We start from the raw sequence: 18,561 nt of genomic DNA on the forward strand, positions 1-18,561 counted from the left end.
GAAAGAGGGCGGCGTCGGCCGCCCTCTTCTCTTGTATCCGAAAAGCCCCCATGCGTCCGCATGGGGGCTTTTCATTATGCCAGAATGTTCTTCAGGTCCGTCAGACCGGGTACATTGGTCACCACCAGCACATGGTCTCCCGGCTCAATGGTGGTCATGCCGCCGGGGATGATCGTCCGGCCCTCTCGTACGATGGCGGCCAGCAGGACGCCGTGGCGCAGGGGCAGCTTCATCAGCGGCGTGTGCAGTATGCCGTTGCCGTCGTTGCTGGCAGTGAATTCCAGAGCCTCCACCTTGCCGCCCAGCAGCTTGTACAGTGACTCCACCGCCATGCCTTGCGAGTTGGCCAGTGCGCGGACGTAGCGGGTGATCTGGTTGGCGATGATATCCTTGGGACTGATGATGCTGCCCAGTCCCGTCTCCTGTACCAGCTCCATGTAGTTGGGACGGGTCATTTTCGCCAGCACCTTCCGCACACCGGCACGGCGGGCGGCCAGGGCCATCAGCAGATTTTCCTCGTCACGGCCCGTCAGTGCCACGAAGCCGTCCGCACCGAACAGGTTTTCCGATTTGATGAGGTCGATGTCCGTGCCGTCGCCCTCGATGATCATGGCGCCCGGCAGGTCCTGAGACAGCCGCAGGCACTTATCATGGTCCTGCTCCACCACATGGACCCGCGTGCCGGCCCGTGCCAGCTCCCAGCTCAGGTACATACTGATTCGGCTGCCTCCCAGGATAGATACATCCTTTACCCGCTGGAGGCTGCGGCCCATGCTCTTGAGCATTTTGTGCAGCTCGGCCTTGCTGCCCACCATGTACAGCCGGTCCTCCAGCTGGGGCACGAAGGCGCCGTTGGGGATGATGAACTCATCGCCCCGCTGGGCGGCGCAGATCAGTACCTCTGCCACGCGCTCCCGGTGAAAGTCGCTGAGGCTGCGGCCGAGGATGGTATCCTCCGGGTGCAGCTGAAAGCCGATCATGTCGATGCGCCCGCCGGCAAAGGGCTCCACGGAGATGGCTGCCGGGAAGCTGAGGATCCGCGCGATCTCCTGCGCCGCGGCCAGGTCAGGGTTGATGACCATATCCAGGCCGATCTCCCGCTTGAGCATATCCGCGTCCCGCCGGTATTCCGGGTTCCGCACCCGGGCAATGGTGTGCTGCGCGCCCACGCTTTTGGCGATCAGCGCGCACACCAGGTTCGTCTCGTCCACGCCGGTGACGGCGATGACCAGGTCGGCGTCCCGCGCTCCGGCCTCCATCAGAACGCTGATGGAGGCGCCGTTGCCGTGGATGCACAGCACATCCAGCGTGCTGTCCGCACGGTTCAGGTGGGCGGCCTCATCGTCCACCACCGTGATGTCGTGCTTTTCCTGGGTCAGCTGCTGGGCAATGGCATAGCCCACCTTGCCGCAGCCTACGATGATGATCTTCATGCGTCCTCCTCTCCGCCCGAGGGGGCGGCGGTCTGTCTCTTTTCCAGCAGGGCGGCGGAAAACTCCGCGCCCAGTATCAGTATCTGTCCCGACATATACAGCCACAGCAGCACCACGATCACCGTGGCGATGGAGCCGTACAGCACCGAGTAGCGCCCCAGGTGCTCTACGTAGTACGAAAACGCCATGCTCAGCACCATCCACGCCACCAGTGAACCGCCCACGCCGGGCAGCACCTCCCGCAGCGGCCGGCGCTGGCCCTGGGAGAGCATATACAAGATTACCAGCGTGATAGCCATGACCACCGCCAGCAGCACGAAGCGCAGGGAACTCCACGCGGTGATGAACGAGTCGGTGATGGTGATGAACCGTCCGACAAACTCCAGCACGGACCGTCCCACCACCACCAGCACCAGCGTCACGGCGATAACGACGATCAGCCATACAGTGAACAGCAGGATCCGCAGCTGGCTGCGCCACAAGCTCTCCGGCGCGCTGCGGCCAAAGGCCTTGCGGAGCGAGTGCATCAGGCACCCGGAGGCCCGCATGGGGAACCAGATGGAGAAGATGAGACTGAACCACAGCAGCTGACGGCTCTGGTTAGCGGAGACGTACTCCAGATATGAGCGCACCACATCCACCACGTCTGCCGGCAGCAGCGGCTCCAGTACGGAGGTGATATACGCCACGTCCAGCTCCAGCAGACCCAGCAGGGTGCTGATGAAGATCAGCAGGGGAAAGATGGCGAACAGCAGATAATACGTCAGCGCCGCGCTGTCCCGGGCTACGTCGTGGGTATAGTACCGCAGCACCATGTCGGCGGCCAGCCGACCGGCGTGGGTGCGGGGGAATTTTTTGTTACCACTCATATCAACATACCTCGGATGTTTAGTATACCATGATTGTTGGTAAAATCAAAGCATAATTTATCGGCACGGCTGTTTCTGCCCGACCGGGCTCAATTTTTCGTAAAAAACCGGAAAAATGAAATTTTTATTAAAAAAAGCATTTCAGGTTGTCGAAACGTGAAAAGCATGCTATAATACTGTAAGCATAAATGGAAATTATAGGAAATCACTTTATCATTATTATACATGAGTGGAGGACGTATTATGGATAATCTGACTACCATCGTTCGTGACGAGATCTCGCGGCAGTACCGGAGCGTGCGGCAGTTTGCCTTTGCGGTGGGCGTGCCCCTGTCCACCATCAACAGCGCCCTCCACAACGGCGTCGGCGGTTCTTCGTTCGATACCGTCATGCAGATCTGCAAGACGCTGGGCATCAAGGCGATGGCCGATGACGCCGCCTTCTATCTGACCGATGATACCGAGCAGCTGCTGACCCAGTACGCCAAGCTGGATGACTACGGCCGCCACACTGTGGCCTCCGTCATGCAGGTGGAATACGAACGCTGCTCCAAGCTGAATAATCTGGACGACTGACACATACGGCCCACCGCTCTCCGGCGGCGGGCCTGTTTTTTCCGCCGCCGCTGTGCGGCGGCTTTTTTCGCTTTTTTATTGCAAACACTGCCATGCTGCGATACAATATATACGATAGATTTGTTGATGAATTTGCATTATATTAGGTGTTGATATTACCATCGATTGACAAGGATTTGATTGCAAGCGGGAGTCGCTTTGCTGAATACAATGGCCGGCCGGCTGCGGAGGAAGTCTATGGAACAGTTTACCGTCCAACTGAACAACGCGACCTGCACGGTGTGTATCGGCGCCGGTGTGCTGGGGCGCGCCGGCGCGCTGCTGCGGCAGCATGTGCCGCAGGTGCGCCGCTGGGCGCTGGCGGCGGATGAGGCCGTCTCCGCCTTCTACGGCGAATGGGTGCAGGGCAGCCTCCGTGCCGCCGGACTGGAATCGAGGCTGTTCCCGCTGCCCCAGGGCGAGAGTGCCAAAACGCCGGAGGCATGGTTGTCCCTATGCCGCCGGATACTGGACAGCGGTTTTGACCGTTCCTGCGGCGTGGTGACGCTGGGCGGCGGCGCCTGCGGCGACGCGGCGGGCTTTGCCGCCGCGTCGCTGCTGCGGGGCGTGCCGTTGGCCCATATCCCCACCACGCTGCTTGCCCAGGTGGACAGCGCCCTGGGCGGCAAGACGGCTCTGGACTTGCCGGAAGGCAAAAACCTGCTGGGCGCGTTCCACCAGCCGTCTCTGGTGCTGTCGGACCCTGCCTGCCTGGCGACGCTGCCGCAGCGGCAGTTTGCCTCCGGCATGGCGGAGGTCATCAAGACCGGGCTGGTGGCCGATTCCGCCCTGCTGGCCGCCGCCGAGCAGGGCCTGCGGAGCGACAGCGGCGAGGCCCTGACGGCCCTTGTCGCCGCCTGCGGACGGGCCAAGCTGCACTTGGTATCCGGTGATGCGGAGGACCACGGCGCGCGCCGCCTGCTGAACTTTGGCCATACCTTCGGCCACGGCTATGAGGCTGTCGGCGGGTATGACACCTGGACCCATGGCGAGGCTGTGGCCGCCGGGATGTGCCGTACCCTTCGCTGGCAGATAGCCAATGGCTATGGCGGCACCGATGTGCTGGCACGGCTGGAGCCGCTGCTGACGCGGTACGGCCTGCCCACGGCCATCGACTGTGACGAGGCGGCCCTGCGCCGCTGCGTGGGCCACGATAAAAAAACCGCCGGCGGTACGGTGCAGCTGGTCATCGTCCGCCGCATGGGACAGGGTGAACTGGTGACGGTGCCCCTGTCCGATTTATGGGAGGATAAAGCATGAAGCTGTTATTGACGCCTTCGTCTCTGCAGGGCACCGTCACGGTGCCGCCCTCCAAAAGCCTGCTGCACCGCGAGCTGATCTGCCGGTTTCTGGCGGGCCAGGTCACGGAGCTGCCGCCCCACGCGGCACAGGATGTGCTGGCGACCTACCGGGGACTGGCCTGCCTGACCGCCCCGGCGCCGCTGGTGGACTGCGGCGACAGCGGCAGCACCCTGCGCTTTTTGCTGCCGCTGTTCATGGCCCTTGGCCGCACCGACGCGGTGTTCACCGGCTCCGACCGGCTGCTCTCCCGTCCTATCCCCGGGGATCTGGGCCTGCGGCGCACGGAGCAGGGCCTTGCCCTGACCCGCCCGCTGACAGCGGGCCACTGGTCGCTGCCGGGAGATGAGACGTCCCAGCTGATCTCCGGTATGCTGCTGGCGCTGCCGCTGCTGCCGGGGGACTCGGACATTACCGTCACCGGAGAGGCCGTCTCCCGGCCCTATGTGCAGATGACTCTGGCGGTCCTGGCTCTCCACGGCGTCACCGTGGAGAAAATCACCGATGGCTGGCATATCCCCGGCGGGCAGTTCTGTCGCCCCGCGCCGCTGTTGGATGAGCCGGACTGGTCCGCTGCGGCCTATTGGCTGGTGCTGCGTGCCCTGCTTCCCAGACAGAGAAGAGAGGCTCTTCGTATCCCGTTGGCGCCGCCGCCCTATCTCCAGGGCGACGCGGCCATCTTGCGCTATCTGGACAAGCTGCCGGAGCAGATCGATATCTCCGACACCCCGGACCTCCTGCCGCCGCTGGCCCTGTACGCCGCGCTGCGCCCGGGCCGCGATACCCGCTTTACCCACGCCGCGTTCCTGCGGCAGAAGGAGAGTGATCGCCTGACCGCCGTCTCCGCTGTGCTGAACGCGCTGGGCGCTTCGGTGAAAGAACAGCCAGACGGGCTGATCATCCATGGCGTGAGCGCGCTGCACGGCGGGGAGGTCTCTGCCTGTGGCGACCACCGTATTGCTCTGCTGGCGGGCTGCGCCGCTATGGTGGCCGACGGTCCCGTGACACTGTCCGGCGCCGAGACTGTGGCGAAGTCCTACCCCGCCTTCTGGCGTGAGCTTGCCGCCCTGGGCGGAAACTGGGAGGTGCTGGAATCGTGATGCACTACACGCTTTTCGGCGAGTCCCACGGTCCGGCGGTGGGTGTCCTGCTGACGGATGTGCCGCCGGGTCTGCCGGTGGACGAGGCCTTTATCCGTGAACAGCTGCTCCGCCGCATGGGGCAGGGCGGGCTGACCACCGCCCGGCAGGAAAAAGAGGAAGTGCACTTCCTATCCGGCGTCTATCGGGGCCGCACCACCGGCGATCCGCTGGCGGCGGTCATTTACAACGGTGATGTCCGTTCCACTGACTACGACAGCCTGAAACACAAGCCCCGGCCCTCCCACGGTGACTACACCGCTGCGGTCCGCGCCCTGGGCTGCAACGATCCCCGGGGCGGCGGCCATACCTCCGGGCGGCTTACCGCGCCGCTGACCGTGGCCGGCGCGCTGGCGATCACGTACCTGAAGACGGTCCATATCGCCGTTCACGCGGAGGTCCTGGATGAGGAGGCTCTGCGGGCACGCGCTGCCGCTGCCAAAGCGGACGGCGACAGTGTGGGCGGCGTGATCCGCTGCACCGTCAGCGGTCTGCCTGCCGGTTTGGGCGGCCCTGACTGGCGGGATACCGTGGAGGGCACCATCGCCCGCCATGTGTTTGCCATTCCCGCTGTCAAGGCCATCGGCTTCGGCGCGGGGGAGACCTTCGCCCAGATGCGCGGCAGTGCGGCCAACGACCCGTTTACGGTGGTCCATGGCGCTGTTCGCACAGTGAGCAATCATTCCGGCGGCGTCAACGCCGGCATTACCAACGGTATGGACGTGGTGTTCGATGTGACGTTCCGCCCCACGCCGTCTATCGCTAAGGAACAGCGGACCGTGGACCTGACTACCATGACGGAGACGACTATCTCCGTCCCCGGTCGCCATGACGCCTGCATCGCGCTCCGCGCCGCCCCGGCGGTAGAGTCCGCCGCCGCCCTGGCGGTGTGCCAGCTGCTGCCGGACGTTCCCTCCGACCTGAACGGCCTGCGTCAACGGCTGGACGAGACGGACGCGGCGATCCTGGAACTGTTTGACCGCCGTCAGCGGCTGTCTGCCGCCATCGGCGCGTATAAGAGCGCCCACGGTCTGCCGGTCCGGGATAAGGCCCGGGAGGCGGAAGTCCTCCGTACCCGGGGCGATATGCTGCCGGAGCGCCGCGATCAGGCGGAGCGCCTGATGACCCTGCTGATGGCGCTCTCCCGGGAGGAGCAGGCATGACGGGGCGGATCATCCTTATCGGTATGCCCGCCGGCGGCAAGACCACCATCGGCGCCGCCCTGTCCCGGGCGCTGTCCGTGCCCCTTTACGACGCGGACGCACTGACGGAGCAGACGGTGGGCCGTTCCATCCCTGAGATCTTCGCCGCGGAGGGCGAGGCTGCCTTCCGTGCCCTGGAGCGCCGGACGCTGGAAGCGCTCTGCACAGAGACGGAAATACCCTGCGTCATCGCCACCGGCGGTGGTGCGGTGTTGACGGAGCAGAACCGTGAGCTCCTGCGTCGAAGCGGCACGGTGTTCTGGCTGGACCGGACGGTGGATAATATTATGTCGACTGATTACGCCGCCGGACGTCCGCTGCTCGCCGGGGGAGAGGCGGCCCTGCGGGCCCTGTATGCCGTCCGCTGCCCGCTGTACGCGGCCTGCGCCCATTATCGGGTGCCTGACGGCACTGTTGACCAAATGAAGGACTTTATTCTGCGACTATGGAGGGATACGCCATGAAGCTGCTCATCCTCAACGGCCCCAACCTGAACCTGTTGGGCCAGCGGGAGCCGGACATCTACGGCAGACAGAGCTATGACGATTTATGTAAACTGATTTACGAGCACGCCGCCGCCGTGGGCTGCCAGGTGGAGCTGTTCCAGTCTAACCATGAGGGCACGCTTATCGACGCTATCCAGGCCTCCCGGGCCGGCTTCGGCGGCATCGTCATCAACCCTGGGGCCTACGCGCATTACAGCTACGCCATCTATGATGCTCTGCGCTGCGCCCCCGTCCCGGCGGTGGAGGTGCATATTTCCGATATCAACGCCCGCGAGCCCTTCCGGGCCGTGTCCGTCACCGCGCCGGCCTGCGTTAGAGTCATCACCGGCCACGGACTTGCCGGCTATCTCGAAGCCATGGACTATCTGCTCCAACACACCAATAACACTGCGGCTGCGCCCACCTGCGGCTGCACTGGGGAGGCATTTGTATGACCAACAAAAAGCTCTATCTTATCGGCGACCCCGTGGATCATAGCCTTTCGCCGCTGCTCCACGGCGCCATGATCGCCCAGACCGGCGCACACTACACCTATGAAGTCCGCCGCGTTCAGCCCCGCGATCTGGCCGACTTCGTGGCCGAGGCCAAGGCCGGCGGCTGTGCCGGGTTCAACGTCACCATGCCCCACAAGGAGGCTATCCTGCCCCTGCTGGACGAGCTGAGCCCTGCGGCGGCCGCCTGCGGTGCGGTGAACACCGTCTGCATCAAAAACGGCCGTGCCATCGGCTATAACACTGACGGCCGGGGATTTGTGGACAGCCTGCGCGCCCGCGGCCTGGAGCCGGAGGGCAAGACCGTGCTGCTGCTGGGTACCGGCGGCGCCGGAGACGCCATCTGTGATGCGCTGGTCGGCGCCGGTGTTAAAAAGATATTTGTCACCAACCGCAGCGTCTATCCGGCCCAGGATCTGGCCGCGCGTTACCCGGATAAGGCGCAGTTCATCTACTTCGGCATTTTCCCCGTCCGCCGCGCCATGGCCGAGAGCGACCTGTTCATCAACGCCACCTCTCTGGGCATGGCCGGCATGAAGGAGTTTTCCGACCTGGGCTTCCTGCGTGACGCCCCGGCGGGCGTCACCGTCTACGATCTGGTCTATAATCCCCGGCAGACCATGCTGCTGCGCGAGGCCGAAAAGCGCGGCCTGCCCACCGTGTCCGGCATCGACCTGCTGCTCTACCAGGCGGCCCGTGCCTTCAAGATGTTCACCGGCAAGGACGTGGATATGCCCGCCTTGTTCTCGGCACTGGAGGGCAAGCTGGACTGAGGTTGACACCCGTCCCGCGCGGTTATATAATACCCGAAGGCTTTTCACCTTTTCTTTGAGGTATTTTCTATGAACTTTCGATTGCTCTCACACACAATGGGCTACATCCTGTGGGTCGAGGCAGGCTTCCTGCTGCTGCCGGCACTGACGGCCTGTATTTATGCCGAGACCTGCTGGCAGCAGTTTCTGCTGACGGCGCTGCTCTGTGCCGCGGCGGGCACGGTGCTGCATCTGATCCCGGTGAAAAAGGCACAGATGCACAGCCGCGACGGGTTCGTGGCCGTGGCGCTCAGCTGGGTGCTGCTGTCCCTGTTCGGGGCGCTGCCCTATGTGTTCACCGGCGTTCTGGACAGCTATATCGACGCCCTGTTCGAGACGGTCTCCGGCCTGACCACCACCGGCTCGTCCACCTTCACCGCTGTGTCCCATCTGCCCCGCAGCGTGCTGCTGTGGCGCTCGCTGACCCAGTGGATGGGCGGCATGGGTGTGCTGGTGCTGTTCCTGGCGCTGACGCCCCGCATGGGCGAGGGCGCAGTGTTCCTCATGCGCGCCGAAAGCCCCGGCCCCATCAAGTCCAAGCTGGTGCCCAAGGTGGGCGGCACCGCCAAGATACTCTATCTGATCTATGTGGTGCTGACCCTCTGCGAGGTGCTGGCCCTGCGTCTGGCGGGCGAGAGCTGGTTCTCCGCCGTCTGCCACAGCTTTACCACCATGGCCACCGGCGGCTTCTCGATTTATGATACCTCCCTAGCGGGCGCGTCCAAGGCGGTCATGTGGATCGTCACGGTGTTCTCCTTCCTGGCGGGCGTGAATTTCTCCCTGATGTTTTTGGCCGTTCGCGGCAAGCTGAAGGAGGTGCTCCGCAGCGAGGAGCTGCGGATCTACGTCGGTATCGTGGCGGCGGCCACGCTGCTACTGTGCATCAATCTGCGGGTGCAGGCGGGAATCCCCTTCGGGGATTCCATCACCGACGCCGCCTTCCAGACTGTTACCATCATCACCACCACGGGCTTTGCCACCGTGGATTTCTCCCTGTGGCCTACCTTCTGCCGCATGGCGCTGGTGATGCTGATGTTCATCGGCGCCTGCGCCGGCTCCACCTCCGGAGGCATTAAGATATCCCGCGTCGCCATTCTCTGCAAGAGCCTGAAGCGGGAGCTGAAGCGGCTGGCGCACCCCCACCATGTCAGCGTGCTGAAGGTGGACGGACAGGCCGTGGAGGAGCGGGTCGTCTCCTCCGCCGGCGCGTTTATCGCGGCATACCTGCTGGTGTTGCTGGCGGGCGCACTGGTGGTCAGCTGGGACAACTACGGCTTCCAGGAGTCCTTCGCCGCGTCACTGACCTGTATCAGCAATGTGGGCCCCGGCCTGGGCATCCTCGGCCCCATGGAGAATTTCTCCATCCTCTCGCCCCTGAGCAAGCTGGTGCTGTCGCTGGAGATGCTCATGGGCCGTCTGGAGCTGATGCCCCTGCTGGCGCTGTTCCTGGGCAGCACCTGGCGTGACTGACGCAAAAAAAGCACCCCGCGGGGTGCTTTTGTCATTTCTGTGCCGTGCAGTATGCCTCATATTTTTCCTGGAGCCAGGCCTTCAGCGCCTCCACGCCCGCCTCGTCCCAGGTGAAATCCCGTTCCTCCTTGTCCTGCGCCAGCTCGTAGCACACATTGCTGTATACAGCGGTGTGCAGGATTCCCGCGTCCTTATCCCCATCGAAGCGGTAGCGGAACTCCCCGATGGAGCCGGTGTATATGAACGCCCGATTGAACCAGTTGGGCGTCAATTCTGCGAATTGTGGGTGCATGACGGTCGCTCCTTTCGTTTATCATAGGGATGATACCACAAAACCGACGGACTGTACAGGCAAAAATTTGCCGCGGCTCGCCGAAGGACTTGAAAACAGACCAAACGTATGGTACAATATGCCTGCATATTCAGGGGCACCGCCCCTTGACAAAGTGAGGGAATAGCGTATGAAAAACGCAGTCAAACGTATCGGCGTGCTGACCAGCGGCGGCGACGCCCCCGGCATGAACGCCTGCATCCGCGCCGTGGTCCGCAGCGCCAACGCCCGGGGCATCGAGTGCGTGGGCATCCGCCGCGGCTATCAGGGCCTGATCTCCGGCGACATCGTCGAGATGGACAACGCCAGCGTCAGCCGCATCATCAACCGCGGCGGCACCATCCTGTACTCCGCCCGCTGTGACGAGTTCCGCACCAAGGAGGGGCAGGAGAAGGCCTACGCCACCTGCAAGCTCATCGGTCTGGACGGCCTGGTGGCCATCGGCGGCGATGGCACGTTCCGCGGCGCGCAGGACCTGTCCAAGTTCGGCGTTTCCGTGGTGGGTATCCCCGGCACCATCGACAACGACATCGTCTGCACCGACTACACCATCGGCTTCGACACCGCGGCCAACACCGCCGTGGAGTGTATGGACAAGCTCCGCGACACCATGCAGTCCCACGAGCGCTGCTCCGTGGTGGAGGTCATGGGCCACCGCGCCGGTTATCTGGCGCTGTATGTGGGCGTGGCCATCGGCGCCACCGCCGTGCTGGTGCCCGAGCGCCCCTACGACTTTGAAAAGCACGTGGCTGAGAAGATCCGCCGCGCCCGCATCAGCGGCAAAACCAACTTTATGATCGTGGTGGCTGAGGGCGCCGCCAGCGGCATGGCCGTGGGCGAGCAGATCAAAAAGGAGCTGGGGCTGGACCCCCGCGTCACCATTCTGGGCCACATCCAGCGGGGCGGCAGCCCCACCGCCAAGGACCGCGTCACCGCCACCCGCATGGGCTACGAGGCGGTGCAGCTGCTGGCGGAGGGCAAGACCAACCGCATCGTCTGCGCCAAGGGCGACCGGATCAGCAACGTGGACATTGATGAGGGCCTGGCCATGACCAAGACCCTGAACCACGAGGAGTTCGAGGTCATGACCGTCATGACCGGAAGATAAGGAAAAGAGCAAAAAAGAGACGCGCCGCAGCGCGTCTCTTTCTGTTTACTCAGCGTTGACTGGATATTGGTTGATAAGTCAACAATAGGAAATGTTCGGATTATGGTCGAACGGTCTTTGAAGTTTGTCGAGGAGTATGGTCCGATAATTTTGGAGGGATTCACATTCGAGGGCGGATATACCGATATAGTGCAGGCAGGCGATGGAGATTTCATTACGGAGGATACTTTGTGGGACTTTAAGGTTACTTCTGCATCAATAACGACGAGACACACCTTGCAGTTGCTTATGTACTGGAGGATGGGGCTTCGCTCTGTACATCCGGAGTTTGAAAAAATTGAATACCTTGGGATATATAATCCGCGTTTGAACCGGGTTTATAGATTATTCGTGAAAGATGTACCCGAAGAGGTGATACATACGGTGGAAAGAGATATTATTGGCTATGCGGATTAAAGCCCAAGAGAACGAAAAGAGGCAGGACCATTCCTGCCTCTTCCCTTATTCCATCTCCGGCCGTTCGTCGCCCATGAAGAACACCGCCACGGTGCCCTGTCCGGCATGGCTGCCGATGATGGTGCCGATGTCGCACAGGCGTACCTTTCCCTTCAGCTTCGGGAAACGGTCCTCCACGGCGTCCATGACCAGCCGGGCGTCCTCCGGGCACTGGCTGTGGCAGATAAAGCACTTGCCGTCATAGTCCCGGCCGCCCTGGGCGTGCTGCTCCATGGTGTCTACCGTAGTCTCCACGGCTTTTTTCTTGCCCCGCACCTTGCTGTATGCCTTGATGGCGCCCTTGTCGTCCAGCCGCATGATGGGGCAGATGTTCAGCACCGTGGCTACCGTGGCCGCCGCGCCGGATACCCGGCCTGTCCGCCGGAACTGGGTCATATCGCTGGAAAAGAACTGGTGATGCACCTTGTTCCGGTTGTCCAGCACCCACTGGGCCACGGTGTCGATGTCCTCACCCGCGTCCCGCATATCGGCGGCGTAGTCCACCAGCAGGCCGTAGCCGCTGGAGGAACACAGGGAGTCGATGACGATCAGCTTCTGCCCGGGGTACTTGTCCTTCAGCTCTGCTGCCGCCAGATAGGCGTTGTTCACCGAGCAGGACTGCCCGGACGTGAACGCGATGTGCAGCACGTCGCCGCCCTTCTGCAGCAGGCGCTCAAAGAAGTCCATATACCCCGCTACGTTGATCTGGCTGGTCTGGGGCAGCTTGCCCGCCTTCAGAAAGCCGTAAAACCGGGGCAGCGCCGCCGGATCGCGGCCCATATCGTCGTCATAGGTCTGCCCGTCCACCACATAGGTGTAAAACAGCACGGGGATGTCCCGGCTCTCCATATATGAATAAGGCAGGTCCACCGTGGAGCAGCAGCTCAGTGTAAATTTCCGTTCCATTATTTCTCCTTTTTACTCCTTTGTTCTGCTGTGTCTGCGGCAGGGAAGGGGGCACGCAGAACGCCCATTTGTAATACAGTATATTATATGGCCCTGCCTGTTTTTGTCAATATGCGCTTTTCACGGATTGCAAAAACCGATGGGATACGCTATAATAACCACCTGACTACAATACAGGGAGCGATCCGTTATGATACTCGTACTGCAAAAGAACACCCCGGAGCCTGCCATCCGCCAGCTGCTGGCCCAGCTGGCTCTGCAAAACGTCAAGGGCGGCTGCGTAGCGGGGGAGACATCCCTCCTCCTGCCCCTGGTGGGGGAGACGTGGCGGCTGGACCCCGCCGCGCTTCAGGCCCTGCCCTATGTGCAGGAGGCCCGCCGCCTGACCCCGGCCTATCACCTGGCCGCCCGGAGCACTCATCCGGAGAATACCGTGGTGCCGGTGGGCGATGTCCGCGTGGGCGCGGATTTCTGCCTGATCGCAGGGCCCTGTGCCGTGGAGTCCGCATACCAGATACAGACCGTCGCCGCCGCCGTAAAGGCCGCCGGGGCCGTCATGCTCCGCGGAGGCGCCTTCAAGCCCCGCACCTCGCCCTACACCTTCCAGGGTCTGGGCGAGCAGGGCGCGGCGCTGCTGGTACAGGCCGGCCGTGATACGGGCCTGCCCACCGTTACCGAGATCACCGATCCCGCCCAGCTGGACACGCTGGCCGATGTGGACGTGCTGCAGGTGGGTGCGCGCAATATGCAGAACTTCGCCCTGCTGAAGGCTCTCGGCCGCACCCGCAAGCCCATCCTGCTCAAGCGCGGCACCTCCGCCACGGTGGAGGTGCTGCTGCTGTCCGCGGAGTATATCCTGTCCGGCGGCAATACGCAGGTCATTCTCTGCGAGCGTGGTATCCGCAGCGGCCTGACCCCCGCCCGCGCCGCCCTGGATGTGTCCGCCGTTCCGGTGCTGAAGCGCCTGACCCATCTGCCGGTCATTGTGGACCCCAGCCACGCCGCGGGCCGCGCCGATCTGGTGGAGCCGCTGGCGCTGGCCGCCGTGGCCGCCGGGGCCGACGGACTGTTGGTGGAGGTCCATGACCGTCCCGCCACCGCCCTGTCCGACGGCGCCCAGTCCCTTACCCCCGCCGCCTTCGCCCAGCTGGCCCAAAAGGTCCGCTGCCTCCGCGAAGCCCTGCAATAAGCAAAAACGACCGCCTCGGCGGTCGTTTTTTACATCCAGCAGCCCAAGGCCTTTTTCCACGGCCGGTACAGCCCGTAGCCGATCAGCCCGCCGGCAGTGTTGCAGATCAGGTCGGTGATGTCCGACATCCGTGCTGTGGGCAGCAGAGGCTGGACCAGCTCGATGCACAGGCTCAGCAGAAACGCTGCCCCCACCGTACGGAACACCCCTGCCTTTCCCCGGCGCACCACCGGCCACAGAATGCCGAAGGGCACCGTCATCAGCACGTTTAGAAAGACCTGCCGCTCTGCGTTGCCGTATCCCAGCCGCAGGTCACGGAACGGCTCCAGTACCATGGGCGCGTAGGCATGGTGTATTCCCAGCATGGAGAGCACCGGCAGAACCGTCACCCACAGCACGCCCAGCATATACACGCTGAACACCGTGTACACCAGCACCCGCCGCCGCCCTTGCTTTTTCCACCGGCCCAGCAGCAGGAGATACAGCCCCAGCAGCACGATCAGGTCCGGCGCGTACTTGGGCAGCGCCCGTATGAAAATGTCCGCCATGACCGCACCTCCCATCAGTATAGTATGCCCTATTATGCCCGCCTGTCCCGTGAAAGTCAACCCGGTTAAGCAAATCATAAAGAACCCCCCGCCGTCAGGCGGGGGGCGTGAGGGGGCGCAGGTGCGCGGCGAGGAGGACAGCTTTGAAAAATCTCCGATCTTCAGCATGGGGGCACCTCCATCGTCTTTCCTTGAGCTCGTACCTATCCTATACCCTTCCACCATGGCAGAGTCAATAGGGGATATGAAAAAATTTTCCCCGCCCGCAGGCGGGGAAAATGTATGTCATTCCGCCGGGATCCGCACGGTGAATATGCTGCCCTGCCCGGGCACGCTCTCCACCTCCGCCGTACCGCCGTGGAGCCGTGCAATCTGGCGTACCATGTACAGCCCCAGCCCGGTGCCCTCGCCGCCGCTGCGGGCCGCGTCCACCTGATAGAAGCGCTGCCATATCTTCTCCTGCTGGTCCGGCGGGATGCCCGCGCCATCGTCGCTGACGGACAGCACGGCGCAGCTGCCCGTCCGGCGGACGGTCACACGGACGTGTCCGCCGCCGCTGCCGTATCGGAAGGCGTTGGAAATGAGATTGTTCAGCAGCCGGGTCATCAGTATCACGTCCATCCGTGCCTCCACGCTCTCCGGCGCGTCGCAGGTCAGGACCACGCCCTCCGGCGCGATCATTTTCTGCTGCTCGCATACCGCCTCCGCCAGCGCTGCCAGGTCGCCGCGCTCCATGCAGGTCTTCTGGGTGCCCTGTTCCAGCCGCGTGATATGCAGCAGCTGCCCGATGAGCCGGGACATCTGCTCCGCCTGCCGATGAATGACCGTCATGCCCTCGACGTAGTCCTCTGTGGTCCCCGCTGTACGCTCCAGCGTCTCACATTCTGCCAGGATCACCGTCACCGGCGTCCGCAGCTCGTGGCTGGCGTCCGAGGTAAACTGCGCCTCCGCCTTAAAGGAGCGTTCCAGCCGGTCAAACATATCGTCAAAGGTCCCCGCCAGCCGGTTGATCTCACTCCTGCCTCTGGGCAGGCCGATGCGCCGCGACAGGTCCTCGCCGCCGGAGATGCTCTCCGCCGCCGCGATGACCTTCTCCATAGGCTTGAAAGAGCTGCTGGAGATGAGCCAGCCGCCGCCCACGCTCAGCACCACCAGCGCCGGCAGCACCGACCACGCCAGCGGCACGATGACCTCCATCACGCTGCCCCGTGCCGCGCTGTCGATGGTGCCCCGTACCCACAGGCCGCTGCCGCCGATCTCCAGCCAGCAGTCGTACACCAGATACGTCCCGCCGCTGCTGCCGACGACGGTGTGCAGCGCGTTTTTCTCCTTCGGCGCGCCGTCCGATACCTCCGCCGGCGCCGTGCCGAACAGCCGCTGCCCGTCCTCGTCGAAGATCTCCGTGTACACCCCGTGGGCGTACTGCTCCACGTCGCTGAAATCCCAGTCTCCGTGGTCGAATTCCACATCATCGGCGTTCCGGTCCACCATGTACAGCAGCTCCGCCTCCGGCGGCCGCGTTACGGTGTTGCGGTTCATCAGCATCACGAACACCAGCATCAGTGCCGTGATGGCGATCATCAGCAGGGAGAACCACAGGGTCATCCGCCATTTGATGGATATGTTCCTCATGCATCCTCCTTCAGCACCCAGCCCATGCCCCGCACCGTGTGCAGCAGCTTGCGCTCCCCGGGCAGCTCCAGCTTCTTCCGCAGATAGCTGATGTATACGTCCACCACATTGGTGCCCCCGGCGTAGTCCAGGCTCCACAGGTTGTCCTCGATCTGCTGCCGGGACAGCACCACGCCCTTGCTGCGGATAAGGTATTCCAGCAGCGCATATTCCCTGGCGGACAGCTCCAGCGTCCGGCCGCCTCGCTTCGCCGTCCGCGCGGCGGTATCCACCGTCAGATCGGCCAGAGTGTAGACGTTGGTACTGCCGCTGCCTTTTTTCCGGGTCAGTACCCGCAGCCGCGCCAGCAGCTCGTCCATGGCAAAGGGCTTGATAAGATAGTCGTCCGCGCCCGCGTCCAGCCCGTCTACCCGGTCGGCTACGGCGTCCCGGGCTGTCAGCAGCAGCACCGGCAGGGCGCTGCCCCGGGCGCGCAGCGTCCGCAGCACCGTCAGCCCGTCCACTTTCGGCATCATGATGTCCAGCACCGCCGCGTCATAGGCGGCCGCGTCCAGATACGCCAGCGCCTCCGCGCCGTCCGGTACGCCGTCCACGGTATAGCCCGCCGCCGTTAGATTCTTTACCAGCATCCGCCGCAGCTCCGGCTGGTCCTCCGCGATAAGAATACGCATACGCCGTGCCCTCCTCCGCAAGCCACCGTCCGGCAGCAGAAAAAATATCCCGCCCGCCCATCGGCGGGCGGGACCTCTCGCTCACACCCAGTATACCAGAAAGTGTTTTCCCTGACAACCCTTACGCCGTCAGCATGGGCAGGTCGGCGGCGTCCACACCGCTGTACTTCCGGGTCAGATAGTCCTCGATATACGCCGCCTCCTCCACGGAGCGCAGGTCGGCGAAGCTCTCCAGATGCTTTTCATAGCTGGCGGACACGGTCAGCGTCTCGCCGCAGTGGATCAGCTTCAGCACCACGCCGTTGTCCAGGGTGCGGCTGCTCTCCAGCGCGTAGTTGACGGGGGAAGCCTTCTTGATGATGTGAAAACGTTTCATATTCTTTACCTCCTGAAACCGTATTGTATATGTAGATGGCCTTGTGTTGATGTGTTGTGTGCTTCCTTAGGATAGCCTTATCTTACGTCCGGTTTATTAGAGGAACATTAAAGAAATGAAAATAATTTTTGAACGTCCCGCCCTGCCGCTTTTCAAATCCCACCCGCGGTGGTACAATACCCATAACAGAAATTTTGCCGATAAGGAGGCATTCCCTATGAAAAAGTCTGTTCTCCGTTCCTACGCCCGTCTCATCGCCCGCACCGGCGTCAACATCCAGAAGGGGCAGGAGGTGTTCATCGCCGCCGACCTGGACCAGCCGGAGTTTGTGACCATGCTGGTGGACGAGTGCTATAAGTGTAGGGCCAAAAAGGTCGTGGTGGACTGGAACTACCAGCCTCTGCAGAAGCTCCACGTCCGCCACCGCAGCCTGACCACGCTCTCCAGAGTGGAGGACTACGAGTTGGCCCGCTGGCAGCACTATGTGGACACCATTCCCTGCCGCATCTATCTGCTCTCCGAGGACCCGGACGGCCTGAAGGGCATCGACCAGGAGAAGCTGGCCAAGAGCCAGCAGGCCAAATTCCCCATCATCAAGCCCTACCGCGACCAGATCGAGAACAAGTACCAGTGGTGCATCGCCGCCGTGCCCGGCGAGGCCTGGGCAAAAAAGTTGTTCCCCGACCTACGAAAGTCTCAGGCGGTGGAAAAGCTGTGGGAGGCCATCCTCTCTACCTCCCGCGCGCTGGAGGGCGATCCCCAGGCCAACTGGGCGGCCCACAACAAGGACATCCACGACCGCCGCGACTACCTGAACAGCCTGCACATCCGCCAGTTGCGCTACAGGAGCGCCACCGGTACCGACTTCACCGTGGGTATGATCCCCGAGGCCCATTTCTGCGGCGGCAGCGAGCGCAGCCTGCAGGGCATTGTCTTCAACCCCAATATCCCCTCCGAGGAGTGCTTCATCTCCCCCAAGCGGGGCGAGGCCGAGGGTATCGTCTACGCCACCAAGCCACTGAGCTATCAGGGGCAGCTCATCGACAAGTTCTGGATCCGCTTCCACGCGGGCAAGGCTGTGGAGTGGCACGCCGAGCAGAACAACGACCTGCTGACAAAGCTTATCACTATGGACGAGGGCAGCGCCTATCTGGGCGAGTGCGCCCTGGTGCCCTACGACAGTCCCATCCGCCAGTCCGGACTGCTGTTCTACAACACGCTGTTCGACGAAAACGCCGCCTGCCATCTGGCCCTGGGCATGGGCTTTGCCGACACCATTAACGACTTTGAGCACAAGACCTTGGCCGAGTGCCGCGCCCTGGGCGTCAATGACTCCATGATCCACGAGGACTTTATGATCGGCTCCGAGGATATGGACATCGACGCCGTCTGCGAAAACGGCGATGTGGTCCCCGTGTTCCGCCATGGCAACTGGGCCTTCTGAAACAACAAATATCCCCCGGCTGCCG

At 62.9% G+C, this 18,561-nt stretch carries 20 protein-coding genes; 12 read left to right on the forward strand and 8 right to left on the reverse strand.

Features of this window, described 5'->3' with window-relative positions; all coding sequences use genetic code 11:
* Nucleotides 1–74: 74 nt before the first annotated feature.
* Together trkA and ACOMDU_RS11590 are read right to left on the reverse strand one after the other, a co-directional pair.
* Nucleotides 75–1,433 carry a Trk system potassium transporter TrkA gene (gene trkA / locus ACOMDU_RS11585; RefSeq protein WP_022135377.1) on the reverse strand — a complete coding sequence of 453 codons (1,359 nt, stop codon included), beginning with the start codon at nucleotides 1,431–1,433 and terminating at the stop codon, nucleotides 75–77.
* Entirely contained in the window at nucleotides 1,430–2,302 is an 873-nt protein-coding gene (locus tag ACOMDU_RS11590) for a YihY/virulence factor BrkB family protein (RefSeq protein ID WP_421130457.1), read from the reverse strand. The genes trkA and ACOMDU_RS11590 overlap by 4 nt, the downstream gene beginning before the upstream one ends.
* A gap of 243 nt (nucleotides 2,303–2,545) precedes the next feature.
* Between ACOMDU_RS11590 and ACOMDU_RS11595 the strand changes: the two genes are divergently transcribed.
* From ACOMDU_RS11595 to ACOMDU_RS11630, 8 genes are all read left to right on the forward strand, one after another.
* A complete protein-coding gene (locus tag ACOMDU_RS11595) occupies nucleotides 2,546–2,878 on the forward strand; it encodes a helix-turn-helix domain-containing protein (protein ID WP_022135379.1) in 333 nt (110 codons plus the stop codon).
* Nucleotides 2,879–3,115: 237 nt separating this feature from the next.
* Entirely contained in the window at nucleotides 3,116–4,177 is a 1,062-nt protein-coding gene (locus tag ACOMDU_RS11600) for a 3-dehydroquinate synthase (RefSeq protein WP_421130458.1), read from the forward strand.
* A complete protein-coding gene (locus ACOMDU_RS11605; RefSeq protein WP_421130459.1) occupies nucleotides 4,174–5,316 on the forward strand; it encodes a 3-phosphoshikimate 1-carboxyvinyltransferase in 1,143 nt (380 codons plus the stop codon). Before ACOMDU_RS11600 ends, ACOMDU_RS11605 begins: the two co-directional genes overlap by 4 nt.
* The gene (locus ACOMDU_RS11610; protein ID WP_421130483.1) at nucleotides 5,316–6,518 is read left to right on the forward strand and encodes a chorismate synthase; all 1,203 of its coding nucleotides are present in this window, start codon (nucleotides 5,316–5,318) and stop codon (nucleotides 6,516–6,518) included. The genes ACOMDU_RS11605 and ACOMDU_RS11610 overlap by 1 nt, the downstream gene beginning before the upstream one ends.
* Nucleotides 6,515–7,021, forward strand: coding sequence for a shikimate kinase (locus ACOMDU_RS11615; protein ID WP_421130460.1), 507 nt, complete (start codon nucleotides 6,515–6,517; stop codon nucleotides 7,019–7,021). The genes ACOMDU_RS11610 and ACOMDU_RS11615 overlap by 4 nt, the downstream gene beginning before the upstream one ends.
* Complete coding sequence (gene aroQ / locus ACOMDU_RS11620; RefSeq protein WP_421130461.1) at nucleotides 7,018–7,497, forward strand: type II 3-dehydroquinate dehydratase; 480 nt, start codon at nucleotides 7,018–7,020, stop codon at nucleotides 7,495–7,497. The genes ACOMDU_RS11615 and aroQ overlap by 4 nt, the downstream gene beginning before the upstream one ends.
* Nucleotides 7,494–8,327, forward strand: a complete 834-nt coding sequence (aroE, locus tag ACOMDU_RS11625) for a shikimate dehydrogenase (protein WP_421130462.1) — start codon at nucleotides 7,494–7,496, stop codon at nucleotides 8,325–8,327. The genes aroQ and aroE overlap by 4 nt, the downstream gene beginning before the upstream one ends.
* 69 nt (nucleotides 8,328–8,396) lie before the next feature.
* The gene (locus ACOMDU_RS11630; RefSeq protein ID WP_421130463.1) at nucleotides 8,397–9,836 is read left to right on the forward strand and encodes a TrkH family potassium uptake protein; all 1,440 of its coding nucleotides are present in this window, start codon (nucleotides 8,397–8,399) and stop codon (nucleotides 9,834–9,836) included.
* Nucleotides 9,837–9,867: 31 nt separating this feature from the next.
* Here the strand turns inward: ACOMDU_RS11630 and ACOMDU_RS11635 are convergent, their stop codons facing one another.
* On the reverse strand, nucleotides 9,868–10,128 hold the full coding sequence (locus ACOMDU_RS11635; RefSeq protein WP_421130464.1) for a hypothetical protein: 261 nt from the start codon (nucleotides 10,126–10,128) through the stop codon (nucleotides 9,868–9,870).
* Nucleotides 10,129–10,297: 169 nt separating this feature from the next.
* Here ACOMDU_RS11635 and pfkA point away from each other — a divergent pair, with 169 nt between their 5' ends.
* On the forward strand, nucleotides 10,298–11,275 hold the full coding sequence (gene pfkA / locus ACOMDU_RS11640) for a 6-phosphofructokinase (RefSeq protein ID WP_421130465.1): 978 nt from the start codon (nucleotides 10,298–10,300) through the stop codon (nucleotides 11,273–11,275).
* 102 nt (nucleotides 11,276–11,377) lie between these two features.
* A complete protein-coding gene (locus ACOMDU_RS11645; protein WP_421130466.1) occupies nucleotides 11,378–11,731 on the forward strand; it encodes a hypothetical protein in 354 nt (117 codons plus the stop codon).
* Between the two features lie 45 nt (nucleotides 11,732–11,776).
* Here ACOMDU_RS11645 and ACOMDU_RS11650 read toward each other — a convergent pair whose 3' ends face one another.
* On the reverse strand, nucleotides 11,777–12,676 hold the full coding sequence (locus tag ACOMDU_RS11650) for a DegV family protein (protein ID WP_421130467.1): 900 nt from the start codon (nucleotides 12,674–12,676) through the stop codon (nucleotides 11,777–11,779).
* Between the two features lie 190 nt (nucleotides 12,677–12,866).
* Here ACOMDU_RS11650 and aroF point away from each other — a divergent pair, with 190 nt between their 5' ends.
* Nucleotides 12,867–13,865, forward strand: a complete 999-nt coding sequence (gene aroF / locus ACOMDU_RS11655; RefSeq protein WP_421130468.1) for a 3-deoxy-7-phosphoheptulonate synthase — start codon at nucleotides 12,867–12,869, stop codon at nucleotides 13,863–13,865.
* A gap of 29 nt (nucleotides 13,866–13,894) precedes the next feature.
* Here aroF and ACOMDU_RS11660 read toward each other — a convergent pair whose 3' ends face one another.
* From ACOMDU_RS11660 to ACOMDU_RS11675, 4 genes are all read right to left on the reverse strand, one after another.
* On the reverse strand, nucleotides 13,895–14,413 hold the full coding sequence (locus ACOMDU_RS11660) for a VanZ family protein (RefSeq protein ID WP_421130469.1): 519 nt from the start codon (nucleotides 14,411–14,413) through the stop codon (nucleotides 13,895–13,897).
* 285 nt (nucleotides 14,414–14,698) lie between these two features.
* Nucleotides 14,699–16,045, reverse strand: a complete 1,347-nt coding sequence (locus tag ACOMDU_RS11665) for a sensor histidine kinase (protein ID WP_421130470.1) — start codon at nucleotides 16,043–16,045, stop codon at nucleotides 14,699–14,701.
* A complete protein-coding gene (locus ACOMDU_RS11670; RefSeq protein ID WP_421130471.1) occupies nucleotides 16,042–16,716 on the reverse strand; it encodes a response regulator transcription factor in 675 nt (224 codons plus the stop codon). Before ACOMDU_RS11670 ends, ACOMDU_RS11665 begins: the two co-directional genes overlap by 4 nt.
* A 121-nt stretch (nucleotides 16,717–16,837) precedes the next feature.
* Complete coding sequence (locus tag ACOMDU_RS11675) at nucleotides 16,838–17,092, reverse strand: hypothetical protein (protein WP_421130472.1); 255 nt, start codon at nucleotides 17,090–17,092, stop codon at nucleotides 16,838–16,840.
* Nucleotides 17,093–17,309: 217 nt separating this feature from the next.
* On the opposite strand from ACOMDU_RS11675, the gene ACOMDU_RS11680 reads away from it, so the two are divergent.
* Nucleotides 17,310–18,536, forward strand: coding sequence for an aminopeptidase (locus tag ACOMDU_RS11680; protein ID WP_421130473.1), 1,227 nt, complete (start codon nucleotides 17,310–17,312; stop codon nucleotides 18,534–18,536).
* The last annotated feature ends 25 nt before the right edge of the window (nucleotides 18,537–18,561 follow it).

This window comes from Vescimonas sanitatis (assembly GCF_049060325.1).
Classification (GTDB): domain Bacteria; phylum Bacillota; class Clostridia; order Oscillospirales; family Oscillospiraceae; genus Vescimonas; species Vescimonas sanitatis.

What these genes read in the sequence shown, in the direction of transcription:
- ACOMDU_RS11680 (WP_421130473.1), top strand. Translation starts at nt 17,310, where the DNA reads ATGAAAAAGTCTGTTCTCCGTTCCTACGCCCGTCTCATCGCCCGCACC.
- ACOMDU_RS11635 (WP_421130464.1), bottom strand. Translation starts at nt 10,128, where the DNA reads ATGCACCCACAATTCGCAGAATTGACGCCCAACTGGTTCAATCGGGCG.
- pfkA (WP_421130465.1), top strand. Translation starts at nt 10,298, where the DNA reads ATGAAAAACGCAGTCAAACGTATCGGCGTGCTGACCAGCGGCGGCGAC.
- aroE (WP_421130462.1), top strand. Translation starts at nt 7,494, where the DNA reads ATGACCAACAAAAAGCTCTATCTTATCGGCGACCCCGTGGATCATAGC.
- ACOMDU_RS11675 (WP_421130472.1), bottom strand. Translation starts at nt 17,092, where the DNA reads ATGAAACGTTTTCACATCATCAAGAAGGCTTCCCCCGTCAACTACGCG.
- ACOMDU_RS11660 (WP_421130469.1), bottom strand. Translation starts at nt 14,413, where the DNA reads ATGGCGGACATTTTCATACGGGCGCTGCCCAAGTACGCGCCGGACCTG.
- ACOMDU_RS11645 (WP_421130466.1), top strand. Translation starts at nt 11,378, where the DNA reads ATGGTCGAACGGTCTTTGAAGTTTGTCGAGGAGTATGGTCCGATAATT.
- ACOMDU_RS11610 (WP_421130483.1), top strand. Translation starts at nt 5,316, where the DNA reads ATGCACTACACGCTTTTCGGCGAGTCCCACGGTCCGGCGGTGGGTGTC.
- trkA (WP_022135377.1), bottom strand. Translation starts at nt 1,433, where the DNA reads ATGAAGATCATCATCGTAGGCTGCGGCAAGGTGGGCTATGCCATTGCC.
- ACOMDU_RS11670 (WP_421130471.1), bottom strand. Translation starts at nt 16,716, where the DNA reads ATGCGTATTCTTATCGCGGAGGACCAGCCGGAGCTGCGGCGGATGCTG.
- ACOMDU_RS11605 (WP_421130459.1), top strand. Translation starts at nt 4,174, where the DNA reads ATGAAGCTGTTATTGACGCCTTCGTCTCTGCAGGGCACCGTCACGGTG.
- ACOMDU_RS11665 (WP_421130470.1), bottom strand. Translation starts at nt 16,045, where the DNA reads ATGAGGAACATATCCATCAAATGGCGGATGACCCTGTGGTTCTCCCTG.
- aroF (WP_421130468.1), top strand. Translation starts at nt 12,867, where the DNA reads ATGATACTCGTACTGCAAAAGAACACCCCGGAGCCTGCCATCCGCCAG.
- ACOMDU_RS11595 (WP_022135379.1), top strand. Translation starts at nt 2,546, where the DNA reads ATGGATAATCTGACTACCATCGTTCGTGACGAGATCTCGCGGCAGTAC.
- ACOMDU_RS11590 (WP_421130457.1), bottom strand. Translation starts at nt 2,302, where the DNA reads ATGAGTGGTAACAAAAAATTCCCCCGCACCCACGCCGGTCGGCTGGCC.
- ACOMDU_RS11650 (WP_421130467.1), bottom strand. Translation starts at nt 12,676, where the DNA reads ATGGAACGGAAATTTACACTGAGCTGCTGCTCCACGGTGGACCTGCCT.
- ACOMDU_RS11630 (WP_421130463.1), top strand. Translation starts at nt 8,397, where the DNA reads ATGAACTTTCGATTGCTCTCACACACAATGGGCTACATCCTGTGGGTC.
- ACOMDU_RS11615 (WP_421130460.1), top strand. Translation starts at nt 6,515, where the DNA reads ATGACGGGGCGGATCATCCTTATCGGTATGCCCGCCGGCGGCAAGACC.
- aroQ (WP_421130461.1), top strand. Translation starts at nt 7,018, where the DNA reads ATGAAGCTGCTCATCCTCAACGGCCCCAACCTGAACCTGTTGGGCCAG.
- ACOMDU_RS11600 (WP_421130458.1), top strand. Translation starts at nt 3,116, where the DNA reads ATGGAACAGTTTACCGTCCAACTGAACAACGCGACCTGCACGGTGTGT.